The organism is Desulfosoma sp., assembly GCA_037481875.1.
In the GTDB taxonomy this organism is placed as follows: Bacteria; Desulfobacterota; Syntrophobacteria; order Syntrophobacterales; family DSM-9756; genus Desulfosoma.
The window spans coordinates 52,805-78,325 of the sequence record JBBFKY010000010.1 but is presented as its reverse complement, the minus strand read 5'-3'; the positions used below and the strand labels follow the sequence as shown (position 1 = coordinate 78,325).

The 25,521-nt window shown below is 54.2% G+C and carries 23 protein-coding genes; 10 read left to right on the top strand and 13 right to left on the bottom strand.

Annotated elements, in window-relative coordinates; all coding sequences use genetic code 11:
* Positions 1-362: 362 nt before the first annotated feature.
* From WHS46_12580 to WHS46_12565, 4 genes are all read right to left on the bottom strand, one after another.
* Entirely contained in the window at positions 363-2,504 is a 2,142-nt protein-coding gene (locus tag WHS46_12580; GenBank protein MEJ5349511.1) for an acetate--CoA ligase family protein, read from the bottom strand.
* A 52-nt stretch (positions 2,505-2,556) separates the two neighbouring features.
* Positions 2,557-4,641, bottom strand: coding sequence for an acetate--CoA ligase family protein (locus WHS46_12575; protein MEJ5349510.1), 2,085 nt, complete (start codon positions 4,639-4,641; stop codon positions 2,557-2,559).
* Positions 4,642-4,664: 23 nt separating this feature from the next.
* Entirely contained in the window at positions 4,665-5,288 is a 624-nt protein-coding gene (locus tag WHS46_12570) for a flavodoxin family protein (GenBank protein ID MEJ5349509.1), read from the bottom strand.
* Between the two features lie 236 nt (positions 5,289-5,524).
* Entirely contained in the window at positions 5,525-5,956 is a 432-nt protein-coding gene (locus WHS46_12565) for a MarR family transcriptional regulator (protein MEJ5349508.1), read from the bottom strand.
* A 208-nt stretch (positions 5,957-6,164) separates the two neighbouring features.
* Here WHS46_12565 and WHS46_12560 point away from each other — a divergent pair, with 208 nt between their 5' ends.
* The 3 genes from WHS46_12560 to WHS46_12550 all read left to right on the top strand — a co-directional run bounded on the left by WHS46_12560 (position 6,165) and on the right by WHS46_12550 (position 9,411).
* Positions 6,165-6,629: a Fur family transcriptional regulator gene (locus WHS46_12560; protein MEJ5349507.1), complete on the top strand. Its 465-nt coding sequence runs from the start codon at positions 6,165-6,167 to the stop codon at positions 6,627-6,629.
* Between the two features lie 104 nt (positions 6,630-6,733).
* Positions 6,734-8,920 (top strand): catalase/peroxidase HPI, encoded by a 2,187-nt coding sequence (gene katG, locus WHS46_12555; protein ID MEJ5349506.1) that lies wholly within the window; start codon positions 6,734-6,736, stop codon positions 8,918-8,920.
* Between the two features lie 122 nt (positions 8,921-9,042).
* Positions 9,043-9,411, top strand: a complete 369-nt coding sequence (locus WHS46_12550) for a hypothetical protein (GenBank protein ID MEJ5349505.1) — start codon at positions 9,043-9,045, stop codon at positions 9,409-9,411.
* 17 nt (positions 9,412-9,428) lie between these two features.
* Here the strand turns inward: WHS46_12550 and WHS46_12545 are convergent, their stop codons facing one another.
* Positions 9,429-10,262, bottom strand: coding sequence for an MBL fold metallo-hydrolase (locus WHS46_12545; protein ID MEJ5349504.1), 834 nt, complete (start codon positions 10,260-10,262; stop codon positions 9,429-9,431).
* 175 nt (positions 10,263-10,437) lie between these two features.
* On the opposite strand from WHS46_12545, the gene WHS46_12540 reads away from it, so the two are divergent.
* A complete protein-coding gene (locus tag WHS46_12540; GenBank protein MEJ5349503.1) occupies positions 10,438-10,902 on the top strand; it encodes an Hsp20/alpha crystallin family protein in 465 nt (154 codons plus the stop codon).
* Positions 10,903-10,941: 39 nt separating this feature from the next.
* Positions 10,942-11,340 (top strand): Hsp20/alpha crystallin family protein, encoded by a 399-nt coding sequence (locus WHS46_12535; protein MEJ5349502.1) that lies wholly within the window; start codon positions 10,942-10,944, stop codon positions 11,338-11,340.
* A 575-nt stretch (positions 11,341-11,915) separates the two neighbouring features.
* Here WHS46_12535 and WHS46_12530 read toward each other — a convergent pair.
* Positions 11,916-12,239, bottom strand: a complete 324-nt coding sequence (locus tag WHS46_12530; protein ID MEJ5349501.1) for a recombinase family protein — start codon at positions 12,237-12,239, stop codon at positions 11,916-11,918.
* 120 nt (positions 12,240-12,359) lie between these two features.
* On the opposite strand from WHS46_12530, the gene WHS46_12525 reads away from it, so the two are divergent.
* The 3 genes from WHS46_12525 (at position 12,360) to WHS46_12515 (ending at position 16,598) form a co-directional block, all read left to right on the top strand.
* Positions 12,360-13,499 carry a radical SAM protein gene (locus tag WHS46_12525; protein ID MEJ5349500.1) on the top strand — a complete coding sequence of 380 codons (1,140 nt, stop codon included), beginning with the start codon at positions 12,360-12,362 and terminating at the stop codon, positions 13,497-13,499.
* A 125-nt stretch (positions 13,500-13,624) separates the two neighbouring features.
* Complete coding sequence (gene hcp / locus WHS46_12520) at positions 13,625-15,256, top strand: hydroxylamine reductase (protein ID MEJ5349499.1); 1,632 nt, start codon at positions 13,625-13,627, stop codon at positions 15,254-15,256.
* 316 nt (positions 15,257-15,572) lie between these two features.
* Complete coding sequence (locus WHS46_12515) at positions 15,573-16,598, top strand: hypothetical protein (protein ID MEJ5349498.1); 1,026 nt, start codon at positions 15,573-15,575, stop codon at positions 16,596-16,598.
* A gap of 1,161 nt (positions 16,599-17,759) precedes the next feature.
* Here the strand turns inward: WHS46_12515 and WHS46_12510 are convergent.
* The 3 genes from WHS46_12510 to WHS46_12500 all read right to left on the bottom strand — a co-directional run bounded on the left by WHS46_12510 (position 17,760) and on the right by WHS46_12500 (position 20,627).
* Positions 17,760-18,167 (bottom strand): hypothetical protein, encoded by a 408-nt coding sequence (locus WHS46_12510; GenBank protein ID MEJ5349497.1) that lies wholly within the window; start codon positions 18,165-18,167, stop codon positions 17,760-17,762.
* Between the two features lie 1,195 nt (positions 18,168-19,362).
* The gene (locus WHS46_12505; protein ID MEJ5349496.1) at positions 19,363-20,220 is read right to left on the bottom strand and encodes an aldehyde dehydrogenase family protein; all 858 of its coding nucleotides are present in this window, start codon (positions 20,218-20,220) and stop codon (positions 19,363-19,365) included.
* On the bottom strand, positions 20,205-20,627 hold the full coding sequence (locus WHS46_12500) for a hypothetical protein (protein ID MEJ5349495.1): 423 nt from the start codon (positions 20,625-20,627) through the stop codon (positions 20,205-20,207). The genes WHS46_12505 and WHS46_12500 overlap by 16 nt, the downstream gene beginning before the upstream one ends.
* Positions 20,628-20,813: 186 nt before the next feature.
* Here WHS46_12500 and WHS46_12495 point away from each other — a divergent pair, with 186 nt between their 5' ends.
* Entirely contained in the window at positions 20,814-21,020 is a 207-nt protein-coding gene (locus tag WHS46_12495; protein MEJ5349494.1) for a hypothetical protein, read from the top strand.
* 233 nt (positions 21,021-21,253) lie between these two features.
* Entirely contained in the window at positions 21,254-21,478 is a 225-nt protein-coding gene (locus tag WHS46_12490) for a hypothetical protein (GenBank protein MEJ5349493.1), read from the top strand.
* Between the two features lie 355 nt (positions 21,479-21,833).
* On the opposite strand, the gene WHS46_12485 is transcribed toward WHS46_12490, so the two are convergent.
* The 4 genes from WHS46_12485 to WHS46_12470 are packed head-to-tail and all read right to left on the bottom strand — an operon-like array spanning position 21,834 to position 25,315.
* A complete protein-coding gene (locus WHS46_12485) occupies positions 21,834-22,688 on the bottom strand; it encodes a universal stress protein (protein ID MEJ5349492.1) in 855 nt (284 codons plus the stop codon).
* Between the two features lie 19 nt (positions 22,689-22,707).
* Positions 22,708-23,439 carry an amino acid ABC transporter ATP-binding protein gene (locus WHS46_12480; protein MEJ5349491.1) on the bottom strand — a complete coding sequence of 244 codons (732 nt, stop codon included), beginning with the start codon at positions 23,437-23,439 and terminating at the stop codon, positions 22,708-22,710.
* Positions 23,436-24,437, bottom strand: a complete 1,002-nt coding sequence (locus tag WHS46_12475; GenBank protein MEJ5349490.1) for an amino acid ABC transporter permease — start codon at positions 24,435-24,437, stop codon at positions 23,436-23,438. Before WHS46_12475 ends, WHS46_12480 begins: the two co-directional genes overlap by 4 nt.
* A gap of 47 nt (positions 24,438-24,484) precedes the next feature.
* Positions 24,485-25,315: a transporter substrate-binding domain-containing protein gene (locus tag WHS46_12470; GenBank protein ID MEJ5349489.1), complete on the bottom strand. Its 831-nt coding sequence runs from the start codon at positions 25,313-25,315 to the stop codon at positions 24,485-24,487.
* Positions 25,316-25,521: the final 206 nt, after the last annotated feature.

The following is a 25,521-nucleotide window of genomic DNA, read 5'->3' as shown; positions in this document are numbered from 1 at the left end:
GTCCTGGATCCACATGGTCGATAACAAAAGGGACCGAAAAGCCCAGGATCGTTTTCGCCCTGCCCTGCAAGCCTTCATACACCCCATAGCCCGATCCGAAGATGCTCACGCCGCGAATGCTGGGACCCCACATAGGCCAGAGACGAACATCGGTGAAAATCGCCCAGAGGCGATGGGCCGGCTGATTCACCCATAGTTTGACGGCCAGCCTCCATCGGCGAAGTTCCCATTGTAAGCGTGGCATGTCCAGAACCCTCAGGTGATCCTCGAGAAAATAAGGGGCCACAGAGCCTCGATGCCCCCACCGATTCCGCCCCATTCCAGACACGGTCCCTGAACCAGGAAGAATGTCGTTCTTGGAATTAGAGCAAAACCATGCGGGCGTCGGCAATGGTGTACGTGTCCCCATGAAAAATGACAGGATTGCAATCGATTTCCGCAATGGGTGCCTGAGCCATGAGGCGGCCAACGGTTTCAATCAAGGCAACCAAGGCTCTTTTGTTCACAGGCTTTCGACCTCGAACCCCTTCCAGGACCCGAGCTCCTCGGATGTCTTCAATCATTCTGAAAGCTTCCGCTTCGGAAACGGGAGCTAAACGAAAAGATACGTCCTTTAACACCTCCACCCAGATTCCCCCTAAACCAAACATGACCACCGGTCCGGCTTGAGGGTCCCTGTAACCGCCTACAATCACCTCGGTCCCCTCAGGGACCATGGGCTGAATACCCACCCCAAGAAGACGGGCTTGAGGAAGGCAATCCTTCACCTGTTTGGTCATCTCCTGAAAGGCCCGTCGCACAGCTGCCTCATCGTCGATTCCCAGGCGAACCCCTCCCACATCGCTTTTGTGGATAATGTCTGGAGAAACGATTTTCATCACCACAGGAAAACCGGTCCTTCCGGCTTCCATGACGGCCTCATCTACGTTCCTTGCCACCTGTGTGCGGGCTGTGCGCAAACCGGCGCTTTCCAGAACACGCTTGGCCTCCGCTTCCAAAACCAACTTTTGTCCCGAAGCCCGAAGATTATCCACAAGACCAAGAACTTCCCTTGGCAACGGTTCAAAAGAACTCTCCCCAGGTGTTTGAACCTTAGGGCGGGTCGCCTCGTAAAGATTCGCCAGAGCCGCAGCCGCCCGCTCTGCCGTGGGATAGGCCGGAACACCAGCACGCATCCATGCTTGAAATTCTTCTTTGGCCCCTGAGGGAGCTCCCCATACGAAAACTCCGGGTTTGCCCGATGTCTTCAGCGTCTGACCATAAGCTTCGATGGGAAAAGGAACAACTTGAGGATCCCCCAAACCTGATATGCATATGGAAAGTGTGGCATCCACATTGGGGTCCTTCGCCAAAAGGTCCAAAACCTCCACATAAAGACGTCGGTCAAGGTAACCGAACGTGGTGAGATCCACAGGATTTCCCGGCGGCATGAACGGTGCCAGCATCTTCCGGGACACCAGAGCTTTCTTGGTTTCGTCACTGAGATCCTCAAGGGCGAGACCTTTTCGAGCCATGACGTCGGAAGCCAGAACAGCCGGTCCGGCTGTATGCGTGGTGATGGCCACTCGATTTCCCTTAGGTCGTGGACTGAGATCCAGAATTTTCGCCGTATCCACCAGTTCCTCGACCGTGCGCACTCGAATCAGACCTGCCTGACGAAAAGCCGCTTCGTAAATCGCTTCCGATTGTGCCATGCTTCCCGTGTGGGAACGCGCCACCTTTTGGCCTGCGGCCGTGTAGCCCGCTCCGAGAACCACCACGGGCTTTTGAGAAGCACAATTGGCCGCCGACTCGTAGAACCGACGAACATCGTCCAGCCCTTCAATGAAAAGTGCCACCACAGAAGTTTCCGTATCTTGAGCGCAAAAATCCAGCATGTCGGCAAATTCTACATTGGCCCGGTTTCCCAGACACACGAGCGTTCCAATGGGAATGTGGTCCTCAAGAAAACGAATGGCTGCAAAACCTGCGACACCACCGCTTTGGCTGACGACTGTGATACGACCCTTTTCTTTAAAAAAGTCTGACAAAACCGGCATGAAGGTCGCATTCATGCGACTGTGGGAACGATAGAACCCCATGGTGTTGGGACCGATGATTTTCACACCTGCTTCATCGGCCATACGTCGCAGCGCCAACTGCTTTTGCAGCCCTTCCTCTCCAGCCTCTCGAAAACCTGCCGTAAAGATGACGGCCCCTCGACATCCTTTGTCAATGGCGTCTTGAAAATTAGCAAGGATGTGGTCTTGCGGGATCGCAAAAAGAAAAAGATCCACCTTGTCTTTGGGGATCGTGCCGATGGACGGGTAAGCTTTCACACCCAGAACTTCTTTGGCTCCGCCCGCGTGGACCGCATAGACATGCTGCACCCCGGAGGCCAACACCGAGCGCAGCACGAAATTCCCGACCTTTCCGCCATGGGTGGACGCTCCGACCACTGCAACCGAACCTGGACACAACATGGCATCGAACGCTTCTAAGGGATCTCGGTGTTGACCGGTCACTGGATTCCTCCTTGTTTCGAGCCCAGGCGACTTTGGCTCATTCCTGCATGCCTCATACCTTCTCAAGAAGAAGGTGCCCATCCACGGCGACACCCGCTTCCCCTTGGTCACCGAAGATAATGGGATTGATGTCGATTTCTCGAACGGCGGGAAAACAATCCATAAAAAGAGAAAGACGTGAGACGGCCTCGCCGACTTCTGTCAGATCTAGAGGTCGCAGACCACGATAGCCTTTGAGAAGGGAAGCGCCTCGCAGATGATGGATCATTTCCAAAGCCTCCGCTGAAGAGAGGGGGGTCAAGCACACAGAAACATCGTGGAGGAGTTCGACAAGAATGCCGCCCATTCCTACCAGCACCACCGAGCCGAAAACAGGATCTCGATGAGCTCCGACAATCATCTCGCGACTCCCGACCATCATCTTTTGCACCACTATGCCTTCCAGGCTGAAGCCTCGAGTCCAGAGGCTTCGCCACGCCTTGTCCAACGCAGTGGCGTCGTTGATGCCAAGGACAACCGCTCCTTGATCGCTCTTGTGGACAAGATCACTCCCAACAGCCTTGAGGGCCACAGGATATCCCAAGGCTTCAGCGGCATTCTGCACCTCGCTCCAGGATTTAACCAGCCTCCATGGCGCCACGCTCATGCCAAGAATTTCAAGGAGTTCAAAACACTCATGGAGCAACGGCTGTCGCCCCGCCTCTTTTCGGGATTGAATCCATGCCTGTGCGGTTTCAAACCAGGGCGGTTTCGCCCCTTTCGTCCCCATGGAAGGTCTCGCCCTCTTTGAAGACGTATAATACCAGTGCTGTGCGCTTAAGGCCTCCAGGGCGTCACGAACATCCGTAAAGAAAGGATAAGAAGCCTCTCTCTCCAAAGCCACGCGATCCTTGAAAGGAACTTCCACAACCACGGCAACGGGTTTCCGGTAAACCGCGGCGTGGCGCTTAAGGTCATCCAGCAATCGCATGGTGGCGTCGTGCTCCACCGCCATGTGCGAGACATGGATGTGCACAACACCATCAATGTCCGGCTGTCTCATGACCTTTTCCACCAAACCTTCATAGACGTTCAGGTCATAGATATCACCCAAATCCAGTGGATTCCCAAGCCGGATGACTCCAGCCCTGGCGTGTCGTTGAACCTCGTTAAGGACCTCGTCGGCCAAAGGCGGAAACGTAAAACCCAAGGCATCACAGGTGTCCGCTGCCACCACGGCGTGCCCTCCGGAACGGGAAAGCACCGCCAACCTGCGGCCACGAAGCACTGGCAGAGAAAAACCCTTGATAACCTTGACAGCTTCGCTCACCGAACGAACCCGGACAACCCCGGCTTCCTTGGCCAAATGGTCCACCAGACGGTCATCGGCTGCCAAGGCTGCCGTATGGGACTGGGCGATGGTTCGGCTGAGAGGGGAAGTATTGGATTTGTGGAGAACTATGGGCTTGGGACTCCGGGATGCGAACTCAAAAAATTCCCGACCTCGCTTGAAATCTTCCAGGTAAAAATAAAGGATGTCTGTCTTGGGATCATCCACCATAGAGGTGAGGTAATCGACCTCGTCCAGATTTAATTTGTTTCCAAGACTGACGAATTTCCCGAAACCAACGCCCGCCGTGCTCAGTGCTTCGGCCAAGGACAATCCCATGCCACCGCTCTGGGCCATAATCGCCGTGCGCCCGGTTCTGTACACAGCAGGCAGGGCAATGAAAGGAACCGAAAAACCCGTGGTTGTGTCCATCACGCCAAGGCAGTTGGGGCCCACAAAGCGTATGTCGTAGCGGCTGGCCGTGTCCAAAACCTGCTTTTCCAGATCCATCCTCTCTAAACCCGATTCTCGAAAACCTCCTGATTGAATCACGGCCCATCGCACCCCGATTTCTCCGCACTCAGCCAGCAGGTCGGGGACGAAACGAGCCGGCGTCAAAATCACGGCCACATCCACCGGTTCGGGAAGTTCCTTAACGGATTCATAAACTCTGTAGCCTTCCACGACGCCGCCTCGAGGTCCAATGGGATAGATGGTTCCCCTAAACCCGAACAACCTCAGATTTTTGATAATGTTTTTGCCCAAGTTTTCCGGGGACGGGGAAACCCCGACCACAGCCACCGATCTCGGATCAAACAAGGGATCCATGACCGCCTCCGATATGGCAGGGTTCAGATTGGTTGGAGGGCGCCGCAGCGAAGCAGATTGCGGCCCAAAGCTCGACACATTTCCACCGTAAGTTCGTCCTGAAGCACACTCTTCTTCCACCGAAAACGTCCTTGATCCACCGTCTCAAACAAGGTTCCCGAAATTCCGGAATTGTAAATGGGACGGCCGGGCTCTCGAGGCTCCACCAGCCGAAAACCATGCAAGACCAAGAAACGTTCGAGGATCATCTGGGTCATTTCCTGGCCTCCATTGCGCAGCCCCGCATGAGTCACGGCGGCTCCGAGCTTTCCTGCCAAAAGATTTTCCCTCATATGCAGAAACCGAGTTCGATCCATAAAGACCTTCATCCTTCCGGTCACGTTACCGAAATACACCGGAGAACCAAGAACCAAGGCGTCGCAACACATCAGCTTTTCCGCCAAAAAGAGCATCTCGTCATCCTGAATGGAACAACGCGCTTCGCGAAGACACCAGTGACAGGACAGACAGTAATCGATGCGATAATCCACAAGTTCAAGAAGTTCGGTTTCTGCCCCACCCTTTTGCGCTTCTTCCAGAACGATTCGTAGCATAATGGCTGTATTTCCACCTTTTCGGTGACTACCGTTCAGGGCAAGAATCTTCATGAACACACCCTCCCTTCGGCCCCTAAGGGTTTCTGAAACCCCTCCTTCTTTTCCAAGAACTTTTCGCGTCGTCCAATACTCTCAAACGAGCGGCCAACAATTCAGATCTCTTAGGAGCTTGTCCCGCAACTCGCAATGACCGGTACGTTAAATACCCTTATAAAAGCTTGGGCGTGGTGGCTCATGGCCCCTAAAATCCCGAAACCGGGTTATTCCTTTAGGACTAGGACAAACTCCTAAGCCCCCTGATAATCGTCCTCGCCCAGCACACGTTCCAATAAAGAACGAAAGCGTCTCCATTCTTCATGTCCAAATCTTTCCAAAAGCATCCCATTAACCTCATGGTAAATTCGAAGAAGGGCTTCTCGATGATCTTGGGCTTTGGGAGTCAAAAAAACACGGGACGATCGACGATCATTGGGATCGGGTTTCCGAGCCGCCCACCCGTCCCGCTCTAAACGGTCCACCAAACCGGTGACGGTCGGCCGATCCAAATGGGTTTTTTCCGCCAGAGTGCTCAAGGTGGCTCCTTCTTCTTCGTACAAAGCCATCAGCATAAAAAACTGGGCGTGCGTGAGCCCATAGGGCGCGATGCGGTCGCGGTAGTAGCGGGCCAGGGATCGACTCATGGAACCCAGCTGAAAACACAAGCAATCCTGAAAAAGCATGACGACTCCTTTCACCATTTAAAGTCACGGCTTTCTCTTAGCACGCATATTATTCGCATGCAAAGTTTTTATCAAATCTGTGCTTCGTTCGTCGATTGCCTATGTTTCGTGCCCGTTTTTTTTCTTGACTTGGTTATCCAAAAATGTTCTTTCTTTTTTAACAATCGTTCTCCACATGTTTGGTGCCTTTCAAGGAAGGATGGGATGGATGATGCCAGCCGCCTTGGGCCATGATCCGGGTGAGCGGTTTCAATGCATGGTGAATAAGCTCAGGGAGCACGGGTTGCGCATGACACCGCAGCGGCTGGCCATTGTGCAGGCTTTGGTGTCCACCGAGGCCCATCCCAGCGTGGAAAATATTTACACGGAGGTGAGTCGCCGTTTTCCCACAACCAGTTTGGCCACGGTTTACAAAACGGTTTCCTTACTGAAGGAGCTCAACGAAGTTTTGGAATTGGGTTTTCCAAACATGAGCAACCGCTACGACGGTTTAAAGCCTTACCCGCATCCTCATGTGATCTGCCTTCGATGCAAAAAGATCATGGACCCTGAACTGGTCGGCATCGCGGATTTGGCAGAGGAAATGGCTCGAAAAACGGGCTTTACCATCCTTTCCCATCGACTGGATTTTTTCGGCATCTGCCCCGAGTGTCAAAATCGGGAAGATGTCTAGGCACTGGAAGGCCTTTGGTGGAAAAACGGGTTTCTCAAAGGAGACCATTCCATCCGAAGGTGTCTTCCCGTCCTCAAGAATGTTTTGAAAAGAAAGGAGACACCATGGAACACGATCGATCCAAACCTTCGGCCTCTGGAGTCGCAGCCGGCCAAGCCAAATCCCTTCAAGAGTGGTGGCCCAACCAGTTGAACTTGAAGATGCTTCATCAGAATTGTCCCAAGGCCAATCCCATGGGGGAAGACTTTGACTACCGTCAAGAATTCCTATCCCTTGATTTAGAGGCCGTCAAAAAAGACCTGCGGGATTTGATGACGACCTCTCAAGATTGGTGGCCTGCCGACTTCGGCCACTATGGGCCTCTGTTGATTCGTATGGCCTGGCATAGTGCGGGCACCTATCGTATCGGAGACGGACGAGGCGGTGCCGGTTCCGGGCAGCAACGTTTTGCGCCGCTCAACAGTTGGCCGGACAATGTGAATCTGGACAAAGCGCGCCGGCTTTTGTGGCCAATCAAGCAAAAATACGGCCGAAAGATTTCTTGGGCGGATCTCATGATTCTGGCCGGAAATGTGGCTTTGGAATCCATGGGGGCCAAAACCATCGGTTTTGCCGGCGGTCGCGTGGATTGGTTTGAACCCGATGAAAGTGTGTATTGGGGGTCCGAAGGGCAATGGCTGGAAGACAGGCGTCATTCGACTCGGGGAGATCTGGAAAATCCACTGGCTGCCGTTCAGATGGGGCTTATCTATGTCAATCCTGAAGGTCCCAACGGCAATCCGGACCCCGTCGCGGCAGCCAAGGACATACGGGAAACCTTTGGCCGCATGGGGATGAACGACGAGGAAACCGTAGCCTTGATTGCCGGAGGCCACACCTTCGGAAAATGCCATGGGGCCGGTCCGGCATCCCATTTAGGGCCGGAACCTGAGGCGGCTCCCATTGAACAGCAGGGACTGGGCTGGAAAAGCAGCTTCGGCACCGGGAAAGGTCCCGACACGATCACCAGTGGGCTGGAGGTCACCTGGACGGTCTCGCCCACCAAATGGAGCAACAACTTCTTTTTCAATCTGTTTCGTTATGAGTGGGAATTGACCAAGAGTCCGGCCGGAGCCTACCAATGGGTCGCTAAAGGGGCTCCTGCGGTGGTGCCTGATGCCCATGATCCCAATAAGAAGCACCCGCCGACCATGTTGACTACGGATCTGTCTCTTCGGTTTGACCCTATTTACGAAAAGATCTCAAGGCGTTTCATGGAACACCCTGAAGAGTTTGCCGATGCATTTGCTCGAGCCTGGTTCAAGCTCGTGCACCGCGATATGGGCCCTCGCAGCCGCTACCTGGGGCCTGAGGTTCCTTCCGAAGAATTTATATGGCAAGATCCTATTCCCGCAGTGGATCATCCTCTGGTTGACGACAAGGACATCGCCGCAGTTAAGGCCAAAATTCTGGCCTCAGGCTTGACGGTTTCCCAGTTGGTTTACACGGCCTGGTCGTCGGCTTCCACTTTTAGAGGTTCCGACAAGCGGGGCGGGGCCAACGGAGCTCGCATTCGTCTGGCGCCTCAGAAAGATTGGGAAGTCAACATGCCCGAACAGCTTTCTAAGGTGCTTGGGGTTCTCGCAGGCATTCAGCAAGAGTTCAACACTTCGGCTTCAGGCGGGAAAAAAGTTTCCTTGGCCGATCTGATCGTTTTGGGAGGATGTGCTGCTATTGAACAAGCCGCCAGAAATGCCGGTTTTGATGTGAAGGTTCCTTTTGCTCCCGGCCGCATGGATGCCCTTCAAGAACAAACGGATGTCGCCTCCTTTGCAGTGCTCGAACCCATTTACGATGGTTTTCGAAACTACCTCAAAGCCCCATACAGCATTCCGGCCGAACATCTTCTCGTCGACAAGGCCCAGCTTCTCACCCTCACTGCCCCGGAAATGACCGTGCTCGTGGGTGGCATGCGCGTTCTCAATGCCAATTTCAAAAAGGCGCCTCATGGGGTCTTCACTCATCGTCCGGAAGCGCTCACCAATGACTTTTTCGTGCATTTGCTGGACATGGGTACGGAATGGCATCCTATAGGAGAAGACGCGAACCTGTTTGAAGGGCGGGATCGCCAAACGGGAAAACCAAAGTGGACGGCCACTCGGGTCGACTTGATCTTTGGCCATAACGCGCAGCTTCGAGCCATCGCCGAAGTTTACGCTTGCACCGATGGACAAGAGAAATTCGTTCAAGACTTTGTTTCGGCTTGGAACAAGGTCATGAATCTTGACAGATTTGATCTGTGGTGGAGGTAGTCCTTTTGCCGTCTAGTTTTTCATTGCACGAAGTCTTCCTGGATCCTAAGATGGCGTGACCGTAAGGGCCCGTTTTCAGACGGGCCCGAAATCCATCAAAACCCGGGATTCAGGAGGCTTTTATGAACCGTCGGCTTTGGTGCATTACTGTGGTTTTGGGATGTTTTCTCATGGCCGTCTCGGCCGCAGCCCAAGTGGACTACCCCGAGGATCTTAAGAAGGTGGTGGCTCAATATCCGGGTTCCCAAGTGGAAATGGCCATGAAAACACAGCAGGGATCTCACGTGGTGCTCTCCACCCAAGACTCCTCTGAAAAGGTTTACGCCTATTATAAGCAGGCCTTAAGCCAAGCCGGCTGGCAAGTTCAGATGGAAATGAACCATAAGGATGGGGTTCAGGGTCATTGGCAAAAAGACGATAAAACGGTTCACGTAGTGGTGACCAAAGACTCGGAAAAAACCCAGATTGTTGTGCTTCTGGGAGCCATGTAAGAAGTTCCCAAACAGGATTAGGCTTTTCGGCCGAGCATGGCACACACATGGTCCACTTCTTCCGAAGTGGGAGCCAGGGCTCGCGCCTTTTTGAGACATTCTTCGGCTTCTTCGGGCTGGCCTGCGGCTGCCAAGTCCTGCGCCATGAGCAGCCACGCTTTCTCGGGTAGGTTCTCGTAAAGAGATTGATAAAGGGTCACAAGAGCGATCTTGATCTGATGCGATCCCTTGTGAAGCACGGGCTCGCCGTGTCCGGGAAAAAGATGCCTGACGGGCAAACGAAGAAGCCGACGAAGACTCTGGAGCTTATCCTGCATACGACCGCCGCAGAAATCATCCGGCTTGGAGAGAATCGCCGAAAACCTCAGCTGATAGGGAAGCACGGCATCCCCACTGAAAAGGGCCTGGGCCTCCGCATGATAAAAACACAGGTCTCCAGCCGTGTGCCCCGGCACATGCAAAGCTTTCAACCCGATCCCATCAATTTCCTGCTCGTCCAAAACACTGTGGATTTTACCGGCATCTTCTAAGGCTTGAAAAAATTCCGGAAAGGGCGGCCTCAACAAACGAGCGTATTCCCGCGCTACGGGATGCACCAGGACATCGGGGGCTGTCCTTTGGTAGATTTCCGCCATGCCTCCCACATGATCAAAATGCGTGTGCGTCAAAAGCAGGCGTTCCACTTTATCCAAAGGGGCCATTTCTTCCAGGTGATCCACTAGCCCCACCATGTTCCCCGCGTCAATCAACACTCGCCCGTGATCGATCACATAAACACCGGAACACGGCCCCGAATCGGGAACCCACCCTATTCCTTCTAGACACGGATCCTCCTTTTCAAACGTTCGCACGAACCCTCTCCCTCCTCACTGCAGCAGCGCATCCCTTCCACACGTAAAGGATTCCTTCGCCCTTGTCAATGTCCGTAGGGACACCTTGACACGTTTGCCCACCGAACTTAGTTTTTGAGCGAACCAAACAATGTGATTTTTGTAAATAAATTCGATAGGAAAGGAGGATTTCACCATGGCATTGTTGCGCTGGTCCGACCAGGGGGATCTCTTCCGACCGTTTGAGGAAATGGAACGGGAAATGGAACGTCTTCGCCGAGAAATGGACCGCTTGTTTACGGGGTTTCGAGGATTTCGGCCGCTGAGGGTCGGCGTTTTTCCGCTTCTCAATGTTAGCGAGGACAAAGACAACCTGCATGTCCGTGCGGAACTGCCCGGCATTCAGCCCAGCGATCTGGAAATTTCAGTGGAAGGGGACACTCTGACCCTTCGAGGGGAGCGCAAGAGTCCCGAGGCTGAGGCGAATGTGAGTTATCATCGCCGTGAAAGGGAATTCGGAAGGTTTCGCCGAAGCTTGACCTTGCCGACACGCATTGACGTAGACAAGGTGGAAGCCGTTTTCCAGAACGGCATTCTCAAGATCACTTTGCCCAAGGCCGAGGAAGCCCGACCGAAACAGATTACGGTCAAAACCGCTTAAGGGTATGATCCACAAGGCAAGAAAAAGGGGGTGACGAGCATGACCGACAAGGACATTCAGGTGAGGGAAAAACAGGAAGTGCAGACCCAAGCGGAAACCACTCGAAACATTCCTGTCTACATGCCGGCGGTGGACATTCTTGAAACCGAAGAGGCTTTGACATTGGTAGCCGATATGCCTGGAGTTTCGCCGGAAAATGTGGACATTGACATTCGAGACGATCAGCTCACCATTCGCGGCACGGTCACCTTGGAAGGAGAGGGGGAAACGGTGCTGCTACGGGAATATGGCGTCGGCGATTACTTTCGGCAATTCACGTTAGGGCGCATCATTGATCAATCCAAGATCGAAGCCTCGATGAAAAACGGGGTCTTGACGCTCACGCTGCCTAAAGTGGACAAGGCCAAACCGCGAAAGGTGGAAGTTAAAACAGGCTAAGTCGTTTCGATTCCTATGTTTTTGTCCTAAAACACACGATAACCTTGCGTGCATCCCTTGATGGCAGGGGCGAGGCGGTGCCTCGCCCCTCTGAGTTTGAAACCGTGTCTTTTCCTGGAAACGCGGGCATTCCTCCCGCATGATGTGCGGGGCGCCCGGAATAAGTGCGGGGCGGAATCGATCGTCCGGGAAAGCCATGGTCTTTTTTCTAGGCCAAACCCGAAGGTTCCTGCCGGTACCCCATCTGTAGGGTCAGACCTGTGTGCCCGCCCCAAAGGATTGTCGTGCCTCAACGGCCTAAGGGCGGACACATGGGCAGCCCCAAGAAAGGTCACCGACAATTTATCCCTGGAAGCATGGAAGTTCCGGCCGCACAAATGGCGGGCCAGAGGTCTGCACTGCCAAAAAATCAAGGGCCTTGGGACGTAGCGGCACGGCGCGCCGTACCCTCCTTTTAAACGGTATTCCAACGGTTTCTATCGCCTTGTGAACGGCACTATCTATTGGGGCGGACACACAGGTCAGCCCCTACACCATGTAAAAGATCAGTGGCGTTTCCACCGGCCCTTTTCCCTTTAGCGCACGGACAGGATGGGAACCCCTGCCGATCGACACTCAAAAAGGATGCCTTCCAATTCCTCCTTGCTGGCAGCCAGTCGGTCCAGTTCATAGACCACGAGCCTCTGGATTTTTTTTCGATCCATGTCCATAAAGAGCTGGGACCGGCTCGTATAAAAACTGATGTTTTCCCGCTCCTCAGAAGGCAGTTTTTCCCGAATCCAAGCGAGGCAAGCTTCCCGCTGCGCCGCCAAGGGTCTTTCATAGGATCCTTGGTCTTCGGGACGCAGTTCCTCTTGCCGAACCATGAGATAGACAGCCGTGAATTTTTCTTCCGCCATGTACTGAACTCCTCACCATCAATGGGCTTGTCTCCCCGAACACGACACCTTAAGAATATACTCGCCCGGTCGTGGAATCTCAACCACGGGCAATGACAGTTCGGCCATGGAGGTTTTGGTATGCGTTTTCGTTTCGAACAAGGGCCCATTCGACCACCCAGTGAATCCCGTAGTCTGCTCCTTCGCTTCACGAGAAACTGCCCCTGGAATCGGTGTGCCTTCTGCCCAGTCTACAAGGGACAACCCTTCAGCCGTCGATCTTTGGCCGAGATCAAGGCTGACATTGATACGGTCCGCGCCATTGTGGATGACGTCAAAGCCCTTTCCTGGTCCATGGGTGAAGCCGGGCTCATCAGCGCTCCGGTCATCAATCGTATCCTGACGGATCCCACACGGACCCCATGGGAACGCCACGTAGCCGCATGGCTTTATCATGGAGACGGTACCGTTTTTCTTCAGGACGCCAACAATCCCATCATGCGCACTCAGGATCTGGTGGAAGCTTTGCGCTATCTTCGACAAAGAGTTCCGGGAATCACTCGAGTGACCTCCTATGGTCGCAGCAACACCCTGGCTCGTAAAAGTCTGGAGGAGTTGCGGGAAATCCGTGAGGCCGGCTTGGATCGCATGCATGTCGGGCTGGAAAGTGGATCCGATACGGTTTTAAAGTTCATGGACAAGGGCGCCACCGCCGCCCAGCACATTGAAGCCGGCCTCAAGGTCAAGGAAGCGGGAATGACGCTTTCGGAATATGTCATGCCGGGGCTCGGCGGTGTTCAATGGAGTCGTGAGCATGCCTTGGAAACGGCTCGAGTGTTGGAAGCCATTGATCCCCATTTCATTCGGCTTCGCACGTTGCGAGTCCCCCCGAACACGCCCCTTTGGCATCATGTTGCCTCGGGTTCTTTCCAGACCTTGAATGACGACGACGTGGTGAAGGAAATTCGGCTCATGATTGAAAATCTTCACAACATTCACAGCACGCTCACTTCCGACCACATGAGAAATTTATTGGAAAACTTGGAAGGAACGTTCCCTCACGACAAACCTAAGCTCCTGGCTGTCATCGACGAATACCTCGCGCTTTCCGACGATGACCGTATTCTTTACCGGCTGGGACGGTACGGGGGAGCCCTTCGATGTGTGCAAGATCTTTCGGCCTACCGATCCCGCCTGGAAAGGGCCCGTCGAGACCTGGAACAGGAAACGGGTAAACCCATCGATGATGTGATCGAGGAGTTGGGAGGCCAGTATTTGTGAAAAAGGAAAGCCTATTGACCTAGGTCAAGGATTTGGGTGCCCCCTGGCCTTATGGAGAGATCGTGAAACGAGGAAAGGCGGCTGCCCGCAGCTGCATGAGCAACCTAAATCGAAAGGAGGCGCCCATGTTTTGTTATCAATGTGAACAAACGGCCAAAAATGAAGCGTGTGTTAAGCTGGGAGTGTGCGGCAAGCAACCGGATGTGGCGGCTTTGCAGGATCTTTTGACCTACGCGCTTAAAGGCTTAAGCCAGGTGGCGGTGGAAGGTCGAAAGGTCGGCGTCATTGACCGAGACATCAATGTTTTTACCTGTGAAGCTCTTTTCAGCACGCTTACCAACGTCAATTTCGACCCTGAAGACCTTGTCCGCTTTATCCAAAAAACCGTGGAACTCCGTGAAAGGCTAAAAGTGCAGGTTAAGGCTGCGAGTGGGGCCGTGGATTTCACCGAGGGTCCTGCCACTTTGCAGCCGGGATCCACTCAGGCGGAAATGGTACGCCAAGGGGAAACCGTGGGTTTTGACAAGGATCCCGAACCGAATCCGGACATTCGTTCCTTGAAGCACACGGCTATATTCGGGCTACGCGGCGTGGCCGCCTACGCCGATCATGCCCAGATTCTCGGTCAGGAAGATGACGCGGTTTATGCAGCGCTTCAGGAAATCCTTGCAGACACGGTCCGCCTCGACCTGAGTTTGAACGATTGGGTTAGTCGAGTCCTTCGAGTAGGGGAAGTGAACATTCGCGCCATGGAACTGTTGGATGCCGCCAACACCGGCACTTACGGGCATCCTGTGCCCACCAAGGTGCCTTTGGGGCATCGTCGGGGAAAAGCCGTTTTGGTGTCGGGCCACGACCTGAAAGATCTGGAGGAGCTTCTCAAACAGACAGAAGGTAAAGGTATCACGGTTTACACCCATGGCGAGATGCTTCCGTGTCACGGGTATCCCGGCTTGAAGCAATATGAGCATCTTTACGGTCATTACGGCACCGCCTGGCAAAATCAAGCCAAGGAATTCGCGGCCTTTCCCGGTGCCATTCTGATGACCACCAACTGTATTCAAAAGCCTCAGGAAAGTTACAAGGACAACATCTTTACCAGCGGCGTGGTGGGATGGCCGGGCGTGCGCCATGTGAAGGGTCGGGATTTTTCCCCGGTCATTCAAAGAGCCTTGGAACTTCCCGGATTCACGGATGATGTCAACGGCACCCATGTTCTGGTGGGCTTTGCCCGTAACACCGTGCTCGGGGTCGCCGATAAGGTCATTGAAGCGGTTAAGAGCGGTGCCATTCGCCATTTCTTCCTCGTGGCCGGATGCGACGGCGCCAAGCCGGGCCGAAATTACTACACCCGCTTTGTGGAACTGGTCCCTCAAGATTGTGTGGTGCTGACCTTGGCCTGCGGTAAATTCCGCTTCTTCGACAAGGACCTGGGAACCATCGGCGGTCTGCCACGACTCATGGATGTCGGCCAGTGCAATGATGCCTATTCTGCGGTCCAGATCGCCCTGGCCCTCTCCAAGGCGTTCAACGTGAGTGTCAATGACTTGCCACTTTCCCTTGTCCTGTCCTGGTATGAACAAAAGGCCGTGGCGATTCTTCTGAGTCTTCTCTTCCTCGGTATCAAGAACATTCGATTGGGACCGTCTTTGCCCGCGTTTATCAGTCCCAATGTGTTGCAGGTGCTGGTGCAAAATTTTGACATCAAAGCCATCAGCACTCCCGAGGAGGATCTCAAGGCCATTTTGGAAGGCTGATCGGAACTCTTGAACAATCGGGCTCCCTTCGCGGTCCGATCTCGGATCAGCGATGGAGCCCTTCAAGAGCCGGTTCAACAACGAGGCCACTCCATGGTTCTCTGGGAGTGCGGCCGTTTAGTCGGCTTCTCATGAAGTGCAACTTCCCGCGCTTCCGCGAAAATCGGCGCTCTCACAGGGGGCACGGCGTGCCCCTACCCATGAAGTGGCATTGGGAGCCATGGTTTCCTTCTGTAGGAGCGGACCTGTGTGTCCGCCAAGCTTATCGGTGCGAAAATGTGAAGATTCTGTTGTGGAAAACCCGGAGAAAAATCCAATGCCCATACCTGGAAATCTTTTGACGACAGCTATGGCCGTCATGCCGCATCGGGATGTGGACCGTGCCCTCGAGGCGGCCTTGTCCCTGGATATTCCATTCTGGCCGCAACTGCCTTTGCTCAGTTATTATGAAGACATGTACGTGCAAGCGTCTGAGCATTTTCCGGGTATCGTTCTGGATCTTGAAAATAGGTCCCTTCGGTTTTCCACAGAAAAATTTATTCGAGAACTTCCGGATGTCCTGAACCGGTTTGACGACCCCGTTCTGTTTGACATCAGCCCTCAATACTCTGCCGTGTATCATCGGTTTCTGCAGATGGACTTTTCCGATCGGGCAGCCATTCGAGGCCAACTGGAAGGGCCCGTAAGTTTCGGTTTCAATGTGCAGGATGAATCCGATCGTCCCATTCTGTTTCACGACACGGTTCGTCCTTTTCTTTTTGAATTCATGGCCCGGCGGGTGAACGTGCAACTTCGGCGGCTCAAAACCCTGCACCCCGACGCCTTTATGTTTGTGGACGAACCCGGCCTGCAGTTTGTCTTCAGCGCCTTGAGTGGCTACAATCACATTACCGCACGGCAGGAGATGGAAACCTTTTTTGCCGGGATCGAAAGGCCGCGCGGCATTCACCTCTGCGGCAATCCGGACTGGGACTTTCTCCTCAGCCTGGATCTGGACGTCTTATCGTTGGACATGTATTCCAACGGTGAGATTTTCGTTTCCTATAGCAGCGCCATTCGTCGGTTTCTGGATCGGGGGGGCATCCTGATATGGGGCATGGTCCCGACAAACGTAGAACCCTTTGAAGCCGAATCGGTGGATTCCCTGGAAGCACGGTTGCTGGGCCTGTGGGACAAATTGGCCCGAAGAGGAATTGAAACAGAGGAGCTGGTTTCGCGTAGCCTGTTGTCTCCTGCAACCTGTTGCCTGGTGAACCCTGACGGCACGCGCACGGTGGAAAAAGCTTTCGAGGTGATTCAACTGCTGAGCCAAAGACTTCGGGAACGTTTTCACTTTTTGTGAAGAAAGCAAAAAGACGGGTCGTTCCTCGCGTTCAACCCACCACGTATTCTCGTGCTGTCCGAAAATGAGAAGGACCGTTTCATTCAATGCCATATCACAAGAGGGGCGAAGCGGCACCTCGCCCCTCCGTGCCAATGGCCTTCGATACATTGGTAGCCTGAAACTTCGAACAGGCTTCAGGTGTCCGTTCGGTAATGAATGCCGGATTGTGCTCTGCAAGGGCGGTCCTGTGTCCTCGCTCCATATGGAAAAGTATGCCGTATGTTCGTCCGTAGGGGCGGACCCATGTGTTCGCCCCACAATCTTGGCATGGGATCGCACAGGAGCGGACACAGGTCCGCCCCTACAGGGATTGGTTTCGAAGGCGCACAGCACACAGCTCCTTCAGGGAGTGTTTCCAGGGGCCGATTGTCTCAGCTCGGTTTTCCGACAAGGGTAGGTCCCTTGAGGCCTACAGAAAACTCGGGTCCTCAATCGGTGACCACCGAAAAAAATCAGGAAAGGGAATTGTCATGAACCCAGACGACACCTTAAATCTTTTCAATACCTGTCGTGACAATGGAATCTACTTTAGGTTTGTTCTTGACATCACCTTTGCCCATGTTAGCGTCTTTCCAAACGAGATCGCCCAACCTAAATGATGGTGAGCTCCCTGATCCCCTCCTTTGCGATTTCCACATAAAACGGCGAAAAGCCCAAAATCGTGATCGAACGGTCTTCGGCAGCCTTCTACAACAGCCACTCGATTTTGGCTCTGTAAAGATATTTGATCAACGGGGACACAAGCCTGGGCGAACGGCAGAAAAAGGAAGTTTCCAGACAGCCGAGAGTCTTGCTTGGAGATGTGGTGATGATCCATCTCGGTCTCTTGTGTCTGGGCAGGAGTGACCTTGAAGCCGCAGAGGGATTCACGGACGGTGACTGGTTCAAGGAGGCACTGGGCATCCGAAGGGTGTTTTCGGACAAAACATTGCGGCAACGCCTCGACCCGCCATACCCAGCTTTTTGAGCGCCTCGTAGGGCAGTACGGCACCAAACCGATTGAGAGGACGAAAGCTTCAGGCCGGTTCGGTTAAGGTCCGCGCCGAATCTTTTCAGGAACTGATATCAGACCTGGCTGTTCGGCGGCTGGAATGAAAAGGCGGGTTTATCCCGCCGGGCCTACCACTTTGTCTTGCCAGACGGTTTGCCCGTCTTTTTCGTCTGGCCGGGAGGGTATTTTCGGACGATGTCTTGGTGATACACATAAGGTTTGTCCGCGTCCATCTCCAGAACCACGTACCGACCCGGATCGATGGTGATTCCCTTGGGCAGAGCGGCTGCCACGATCCACCGGCCGTTTTGCAGGTAGAAATACAGGCCCCTTCCCACATCCAGGTAAACGGCTGCATCGGGGTAGTAGTGGTAACGGTACTTGGCGCGATAGCCATGGGCAGGCGCCCACGGGGGAGGTCCTCCCCCCTCGACCACTTTCACCTCGTCGCCCACCACAGCACCCACACGACTGCCGCAACCCGCCAGTCCTGTCATAACGACACCGAACAAAAAGAGAAGCACCAAATGCCTCATGCAACCCTCCCTGAAACCCTATGGCTTCTTGTTCACCCGCCGAGTCGCGATCCTCGGCCTAGTCTCTTCCCTCCAAGGCTTCTCGAAGCCGTTCCCCCTCCCGCTTACTCAGGGAAGTGACCATCACCACCACCCCGATCCCTTTTAGCCTGAAGTTCCTGGTATCGTGAAGCGGATCGTGTTCAGACAAAGGGTTCCGAGATGTTGTGAAAGAGTCTCGAAGCTGTGGACGGCAAAATCATCCGGGGTTCTTTGACTCCGAGCTTTGTTTTGTGCGTAGGCGCTCGGGGAATCCTACCTTCCGGTCCCTAGCCTTTTGGTTCATGATTGCCGAAAAGCCTAACAAGGTTATCAAGGAACCAGGGGAACGGCAAGTACAAGAGCACACATCTGAAACAGCGACGGGCCCGTATGGCTTCATGGCAAGTCAGCGGGCTCAGTCAGGCGGCTTTTTGCCGAAAGCGAGGTTTGACAGAAAGCCGGTTCCGCTACTGGAAACGGCGAATCAAGGAAAAGGAAAGTGCTTCGGCGCTGGTAGAGGTGGCCGGAGTCATTGTTGTGGGAGACGTTAGACCCGCTTTCCGGGTAAAGAACTTCCTCCCAAAGTGGCGGTCACACCCCACAAATCCCGCAAACCTAAGAAACGTCCTTTGCTGCAGCATCTGCCCCGCAAAAGGGTCGTTTACGATCTTCCCGAAGAAGAAAAAATGTGCGCCTGTGGGGCCGTTTTGACAAAGGTCGGCGAGGAGGTTACGGAAAACCAGGAGAGCATTCCCGCTCAAGTGAAGGCCATCCAACAGGTCGGTTGCAGGTATGCCTGCAAGGGCTGCGAAGGGCTGGAAACCCAGGGGTCGACGGTAAAATGGCTCCAGCCCCTGCCGAGATCCTTCCCAAGGCCATGGCCACCGCGTCCACTTTTGTGGCCATCGTGATCGCAAAGTTCTGCAATGCCCCGCTCTTTACCGCCAGGAAAAAATCTTTGCCCGCATGGGCATCGATCAATTTCCGGTCCACCGATGAATTTTCAGCCCTTTGTGGTTCGTCTGTGATACTAGAAGGCTGGATTATTAATGAGCCGCGCAGTCCTGAAAAAACCTGGGTCCGGCACCGTCGATCCGCCTCCACTGGACAAGCTGGCAAGCCTCTCGGGGTCGCTCCCCGCAGTCGGTGCCCACCGATAGTGCCGCGCCTCGCTTCAGGCCGGCTTCGTCGTCTCCAAGCTGAAGAGCTTGGGGCTCTGCTTTAGGCGGAAGCCTCTTGGATCGGTCTCCCAGATCCACCCGGAATAGCCGTAGCCGCCGATGGGTTTGGTGATCAGCGCCCCGCGCCAGGACTCGCTTCGGGTCTGGTTGTAGGCCACGGTGCCGAAGCGCCCGAAGGTATCACTAGGGACCTGATGGCAATATGGCTCTCCGGCGATCGCTTGGGCCACCGACGCCGCCTCCCCGCCGCCGAATACCGCCGCTCGCAGCCCGTACTTGTGGTTCCTGGCCCTGCACGGCACCTCTGCTGCAGTGTGAAAGCTGGTGGTAAAAAGCACCGGACCGAATACCTCCTCCCGCATCCCCAACATGTCGTCAGTGGCATTCTTGACCACGGTTGGCTCTACCAGGCGGCCCTGAATACGCCCACCGGCAATGACTTCGGCGCCGCGCTCCGCGGTTTCCTTGAGCTGGGCCTTGATCCTTTCCACCGCCACCAGGCTGGCGACCGGAGCGACGTCCGTGCGCGCGTCAGCCGGATCCCCGACTACCAGCCTTTTTACCCGTTCCACCACCGCATCCAGGAACGTGTCATACACCTCCGCCTGAATGAAGATCCGCTTGGGGGCCGTGCAAGTCTTTCCCGACATCATGAACTTGGCATCGATGAGATCCTCCAGAGCCAGCTCCATGTCGGCATCGGCGAAAACGATGAACGGATCCTGTCCGGGACCTTCGAAAAAGAGTTTTTTCCCGCTTTGCCTGATCGCATCTTCATAGGGCAAGATATTGGCGTCGAAACCGAAAACGATGATGGCGCTTACTGCTGGATCTTTCAGCGCCATCTCCATGAAGCTCTTCCCGGAACCCTGACAAAGTTGATCTCGCGACCGAAGATCGGGGCATAAATGGCGGCGGTTAGTTCCATCAGATCGCGGCCCTTGGAGGAGAACTTCACCTCTACCCGGTTTCCTGCCACGAAGATGGAGGCGATGGCAGTATTCAGCCAGGCGCTGCTGTTGTAGGACAGCATCAGGGCCACCTGGGAGTCCGAGCCCCAAAGCGGAGCCCGCCGGGCCAGCTCATCTCGGACTTGCTCCAACATCTGCAGGCGCTCCAGGGTGATATCCACCTCCTTTTCGGTGTCTCTGACGGTGAACTGCAGGTTGCGCACCGCCAGCTCTATCAATTGCTCCCGGTGCTGCCTGAGGCTTTCCCGCAAATCGAGCACCTTCCGGTAGCGCGTGTCGAAATCCATCCTCTCTCTCCTCGTTAAATGTTGGGCCATTTCCGATCAGCAGAAATATCACCCCCTCTTTGCAAGAGCTGAGCTTTACTCACCCATGATCACGGTACCCCTTCCAGGGTAAGCGGGCATTATCCTCAGTGTTTGGTGACCACTGCCTAGGATGTCTTCAGGCGTCTTCCCATCGCCGGAAGTGTCGTGAACCTGCATGAATGCGAGCGCGAACAAGCTCAGGCCCTGTTGCCGTTTATCCCTTCGAGCTGCGTGCCGCTGTTCGAGCGGGGCTACCCGAGTTTCAATTTCATCAGCTATCTCAGAGATATCGACAGAGGTTACTTTCTTTTCCGCTGTCCGGCCGAACGCACTTTTTCGGCTGTCGAGGCTTTCGTTCGCAGCGGCCGATAAGAAGTCGAGATATCGATCATCCGTTCCAGCAACGACCCCAGAAGGCTGAGCACCGAGCAACGCTAGAAACCGGCGGGCCTTCAACTGCGCATGATCCGGCTGGCAAGGCCTGAAGGAAAGGTCTCGGTGTTTCTCACCAACCGCACCACAAGGGCAGTTTCCCCTGAGAGGAAATCATCGAGCTTTGCTTCCGCAGATGAACCGTGAAAGATCCTTACAGAAGCGAGAAGATCGTGCTCGAGATCGAAAGGTTTCGTGGCAAAACCCCCAATAGCATTCGTCAGGAACTGTTCGCCGTGGTCATTCTGTCCGTCGTTGCCCGAACCCTCACGGTCATTGCGCCCGAGGTGGACGACCCAAAGGGTGCCGAAATCCAGTTCAAAAATGCCGTCATGACACCGGCAGCGGAAGCCACCGTGCTGGTCCTTGATGATCCTCAAAGGCTGTCGAGATCTTAGACGAAATCCTTTATCCAATCTCTCGTGTGGAATACCATCGACCACAATCTGCCCGACCCCCTCAGCCCTGCATCACCAAACCGCCTCTCAACAAGCGGTGCTGAGGTAAAAGCGAGAAACTCAACAATCCTTAAGTCGACGGCATTGGGATGGCACGGGGGCGAACACACAAGTCCGCCCCTACAGGGACTGGTTTCGAAGGTACACAGGTCACCGCCGGCTTTACCAAGTGGTGCTCAGGGAAAAGTAAGAAGCTGAAAAATCCTTAAGTCAACGCCATTGGGATGGCACAGAGGCGGACACAGGTCCGCCCCTACAGGGATTGGTTTCGAAGGCGCACAGGTCACCGCCGGCTTTACTTGGAAATCCACAAGGCTCCGTTTTCAAACCGCTTCAGCACTCCCGAGCACACCGAACCGGAAAAAAGACCCCCGAAAAAGCCTCGGCTTCCATCGTTTTCATGGCCCAAGGCGATAACTGAGGCCGGATTCACCTGGCATTCTTCCATGATGGATTCGGCCACGTTTTGGGACACCATGATCTTCCAGTCGATGAGTTGCGGAGAGACACCGTTTTCTTCAAGCACCTTTCTGGCCCTGTCAATGATCTCACGAGTCTGTCTTCCTCGATCGGTAATCACGTGGAAAAGACATATTTTATGGTCTTCCTCTCGAAGCATGAATCCCACGTGGTCCGTTATGCGTGCACTGGCCTCAGACTCGTCGACACACAAGAGCAGCCGTTCATGTTCAAATCCCGGATTCCGACAGATCCACATGGGGCATGGGAGAGGTTGCCGAAGCACTTCGGTGCTGATGCTCGTCGAAAACACGCCGGCAAAGGCTGCATATCCTCGCCGTCCCAGCACAACAGCGTCGTAGTGACCTCGACGCGCTTCCATAACAATCTCTTTGACTGTTTCCATTTCCTTAGGGACGATCTTGGATTGAATCTGGGACTCATTAAACCCGGCTTCGAAGAGGATTTCGGTACTGCGTTCCAAAGCCTTTTCAGCTCGCATTCGAGTCTCTTCGGCAATTTTAGCCTTGGGCAGAGGTCTATCGGGTTTCCAGTCTCCCGTGTGCGTGGGAGCCACATAGAAAAGCGTCAGGCGAAACGGCTTCTTGTTTTTGAAAAAGCAGGCTACGAAGCGCACACCGCAGAGGTGGGACATTTCATCACTGACAGTGATCAAAAGGTGCTTTTCCATCGTCCTTGCCTCCCTGGCATCACAGTATTTGGCTCAAAAAGAGTTTGGTTCGGTGATGCGTCGGGTTGGTGAAGAAGTGCTCCGGAGTTCCTTCTTCCACGATGCACCCCTGGTCCATGAAGATGACACGGTCGGCCACTTCTCGTGCAAAACCCATCTCGTGGGTGACCACCACCATGGTCATGCCTTCTCGAGCCAGGGCTTTCATCACGTCAAGAACCTCACCGATCATTTCCGGATCCAGGGCCGAAGTGGGTTCATCAAAAAGCATGACCTTGGGATCCATGGCCAAGGCTCGAGCGATGGCCACGCGCTGCTGTTGACCTCCCGACAAACGATCCGGATAGACTGAAGCCTTGTCCGGAATGCCCACCTTGTTCAAGAGAGCCATTGCCTTGTCCACGGCTTCCTTTTGGGGCCTTTTGCGCACCACCATTTGAGCCAGCGTGATGTTTTCCAGCACGGTCTTGTGGGGAAAAAGGTTGAAAGACTGAAACACCATGCCCACTTCCGCCCGCACCTTATTGATGTCTGTCTTGCGGTCCAGAATGTCCACACCGTCGATGTAAATATGGCCGGTATCCGCATGTTCCAGGCGGTTCAGGCATCGAAGGAGTGTGCTTTTGCCCGACCCCGAAGGACCGATAATCACCACCACCTCCCCTTTGGACACCTGGCAGGACACACTCTGAAGAGCCTTGACTTCATGAGGGGCATGGAATGTTTTGGAAACATTCTCCACCGTAATCACGAAACCGCCGTCCTCCTTTCCAAATACTGGACAAACATGGACAGCCCAAAGGTGAGGACCAAGTACAAGAGAGCGCACATGAACCACAGTTCAAAGGGCTGAAGGCTTGTCGTGACCACTTCGCGGGTCGCTTTGGTGAGTTCCCGAACGGCGATGATACCCAAGAGGGATGAATCCTTGATGAGACTGATGAACTGACCAGCCAAAGGAGGCAGAATACGTCGAAGAGCCTGAGGCAGGATCACGTGACGCATGGCCTGAGGGTAACTCATTCCTAGGGATCGGGCCGCTTCCATTTGCCCTCGGTGAATGGACTGAATGCCGGCCCGCACGATTTCCGCCACGTACGCTCCGCAAAAGAAAGCCAAGGAGGCCACACCGTACCAGAGCGGTGGCAGCTGGTTAAGGCCGTTTTTGGCCAAAAGCGTGTTGATCACGGTGCCAAGGACAAAATACCAGATAAAGATTTGCACCAGCAGCGGTGAACCCCGAATGACCTCCACGTAGGTGACAGCCGACCACTTGAGTGCCGGATTGGAAGAAATACGTGCCAAGCCGGCTATCAGGCCGATGACTATACCCAGCAGAATGGAAATCAGGCTGACCTTGAGGGTCAACCAGAGCCCCTGCATGAGAATGCCCACCTTCCACCGATGATACACGCCGAGAACGTCTCCTGGATAGACAGTATCCCCGACGTCCACCCGCACACCTTGAACCGGAACCTTGTACTGGGCCGTTTCTCCGTCTCCCAGCACTTGAATGGAAGCCTCATCGGCGGTGCGTGCAATCTCTTGGACACGACCCTGAATTTCCGAACGAATTTCAATTTTTTCTTTGTAGTAAAAATATTGGGGCACTCGATACCAGCGCCACACGTAATCCACCTTTTGCGTGGCGTAGTAAAGAATTCCCACAACCCCGGATACCATCAGAAAAAAAACCATGACCCAAAAGGCGTAAGCCCCTCGAGTCATGTTCTGCGACACCCTCGCCATGAGCCCTTATCCTCACCCCCCGACCCAGTGGTCAAGAGCTCCTTCCCCTATTGAGCCACATCCTGAATCCAATCCGTACTCTTGATCCACTTGTTGTAGATTTGCTCGTACCGGCCGTCGTTTTTCACCTGGCGCAGGAAGTTGTTCAACCAGTTGAGGAAGTCGGGATCCCCCTTGTTCACGGCCCATGCCAAAGGCTCATAGGTAAAAGGTTCATCTAGAAACACCAATTTGCCAGCTCCTTGTTGGGCCAAAAACACCACGCAAAAAGGAAGGTCATAGACAAAGGCGTCCGCTTTACCGTTAACCACTTCCAGGGCGGCTTCCGTTTCGGTTTCAAAAGACTTGTAGGTACACTTTGGAATCAGTCGCTTGACCGCCTGTTCACCGGTGGTGCCCAGCTTGGAGGTGACGATGTATTTGGGATCGTTCAGATCCTTATAGGACTTCACCGTGCCTTCATGTTTCTTGTTCAGCAGAATGGTCTGACCGACAATAATGTAAGGATCGGCAAAGTTCACCTTCAGGTTTCGTTCCTGCGTGACCGTCATGCCGCTCATGATGATATCGAACTTGCCTGTAATGAGCGACGGAATGATGCCGTCCCAGGCCGTGTTCACGGGAACAAACTTGACACCCATGGCTTTGGCCATTTCCTTGGCCATGTCGATATCAAAGCCCACGAAATTGCCCTTTTTGTCCGTCATCTCAAAAGGCATATAACCCGCTTCAAAGCCTACGCGAAGTTCACCGCGCTTAAGAATCTCTTCCAAGGTGGACTTTTTGGCCAATTCAATGTCCGCCGTCCAGCCATACACGGCCATCGCCGTCACCAAAGCTGCGGCAAGTCCCACAACCACCGTCCATCTTTTCATCATCGACCTCCTTTGTTGGCACCCTTGTCACATCATCCTGGGCTCATGGCTCTGAACCCAAAGTGTCACCTACGCTTCTGTGAATCTTTTTTTGACTAGCACAAAGAGCCTGGAAGACAAAGCCTTTTTCCTGATGGCATGTCCTCGAAAGGCATTAACTGCTCTAAAGACCAAGCGGACGCCTGCATAAGTATCCCTTTAGCAAACCA

Excerpts from the sequence above, each read along its gene's own strand:
- WHS46_12540 (MEJ5349503.1), top strand. The coding sequence starts at position 10,438 with ATGGCATTGTTGCGCTGGTCCGACCAGGGGGATCTCTTCCGACCGTTT.
- WHS46_12500 (MEJ5349495.1), bottom strand. The coding sequence starts at position 20,627 with ATGGATTTCGACACGCGCTACCGGAAGGTGCTCGATTTGCGGGAAAGC.
- WHS46_12470 (MEJ5349489.1), bottom strand. The coding sequence starts at position 25,315 with ATGATGAAAAGATGGACGGTGGTTGTGGGACTTGCCGCAGCTTTGGTG.
- WHS46_12515 (MEJ5349498.1), top strand. The coding sequence starts at position 15,573 with ATGCCCATACCTGGAAATCTTTTGACGACAGCTATGGCCGTCATGCCG.
- hcp (MEJ5349499.1), top strand. The coding sequence starts at position 13,625 with ATGTTTTGTTATCAATGTGAACAAACGGCCAAAAATGAAGCGTGTGTT.
- WHS46_12485 (MEJ5349492.1), bottom strand. The coding sequence starts at position 22,688 with ATGGAAAAGCACCTTTTGATCACTGTCAGTGATGAAATGTCCCACCTC.
- WHS46_12575 (MEJ5349510.1), bottom strand. The coding sequence starts at position 4,641 with ATGGATCCCTTGTTTGATCCGAGATCGGTGGCTGTGGTCGGGGTTTCC.
- WHS46_12530 (MEJ5349501.1), bottom strand. The coding sequence starts at position 12,239 with ATGGCGGAAGAAAAATTCACGGCTGTCTATCTCATGGTTCGGCAAGAG.
- WHS46_12550 (MEJ5349505.1), top strand. The coding sequence starts at position 9,043 with ATGAACCGTCGGCTTTGGTGCATTACTGTGGTTTTGGGATGTTTTCTC.
- WHS46_12525 (MEJ5349500.1), top strand. The coding sequence starts at position 12,360 with ATGCGTTTTCGTTTCGAACAAGGGCCCATTCGACCACCCAGTGAATCC.
- katG (MEJ5349506.1), top strand. The coding sequence starts at position 6,734 with ATGGAACACGATCGATCCAAACCTTCGGCCTCTGGAGTCGCAGCCGGC.
- WHS46_12565 (MEJ5349508.1), bottom strand. The coding sequence starts at position 5,956 with ATGCTTTTTCAGGATTGCTTGTGTTTTCAGCTGGGTTCCATGAGTCGA.
- WHS46_12510 (MEJ5349497.1), bottom strand. The coding sequence starts at position 18,167 with ATGAGGCATTTGGTGCTTCTCTTTTTGTTCGGTGTCGTTATGACAGGA.
- WHS46_12560 (MEJ5349507.1), top strand. The coding sequence starts at position 6,165 with ATGATGCCAGCCGCCTTGGGCCATGATCCGGGTGAGCGGTTTCAATGC.
- WHS46_12535 (MEJ5349502.1), top strand. The coding sequence starts at position 10,942 with ATGACCGACAAGGACATTCAGGTGAGGGAAAAACAGGAAGTGCAGACC.
- WHS46_12505 (MEJ5349496.1), bottom strand. The coding sequence starts at position 20,220 with ATGGAGATGGCGCTGAAAGATCCAGCAGTAAGCGCCATCATCGTTTTC.
- WHS46_12570 (MEJ5349509.1), bottom strand. The coding sequence starts at position 5,288 with ATGAAGATTCTTGCCCTGAACGGTAGTCACCGAAAAGGTGGAAATACA.
- WHS46_12475 (MEJ5349490.1), bottom strand. The coding sequence starts at position 24,437 with ATGGCGAGGGTGTCGCAGAACATGACTCGAGGGGCTTACGCCTTTTGG.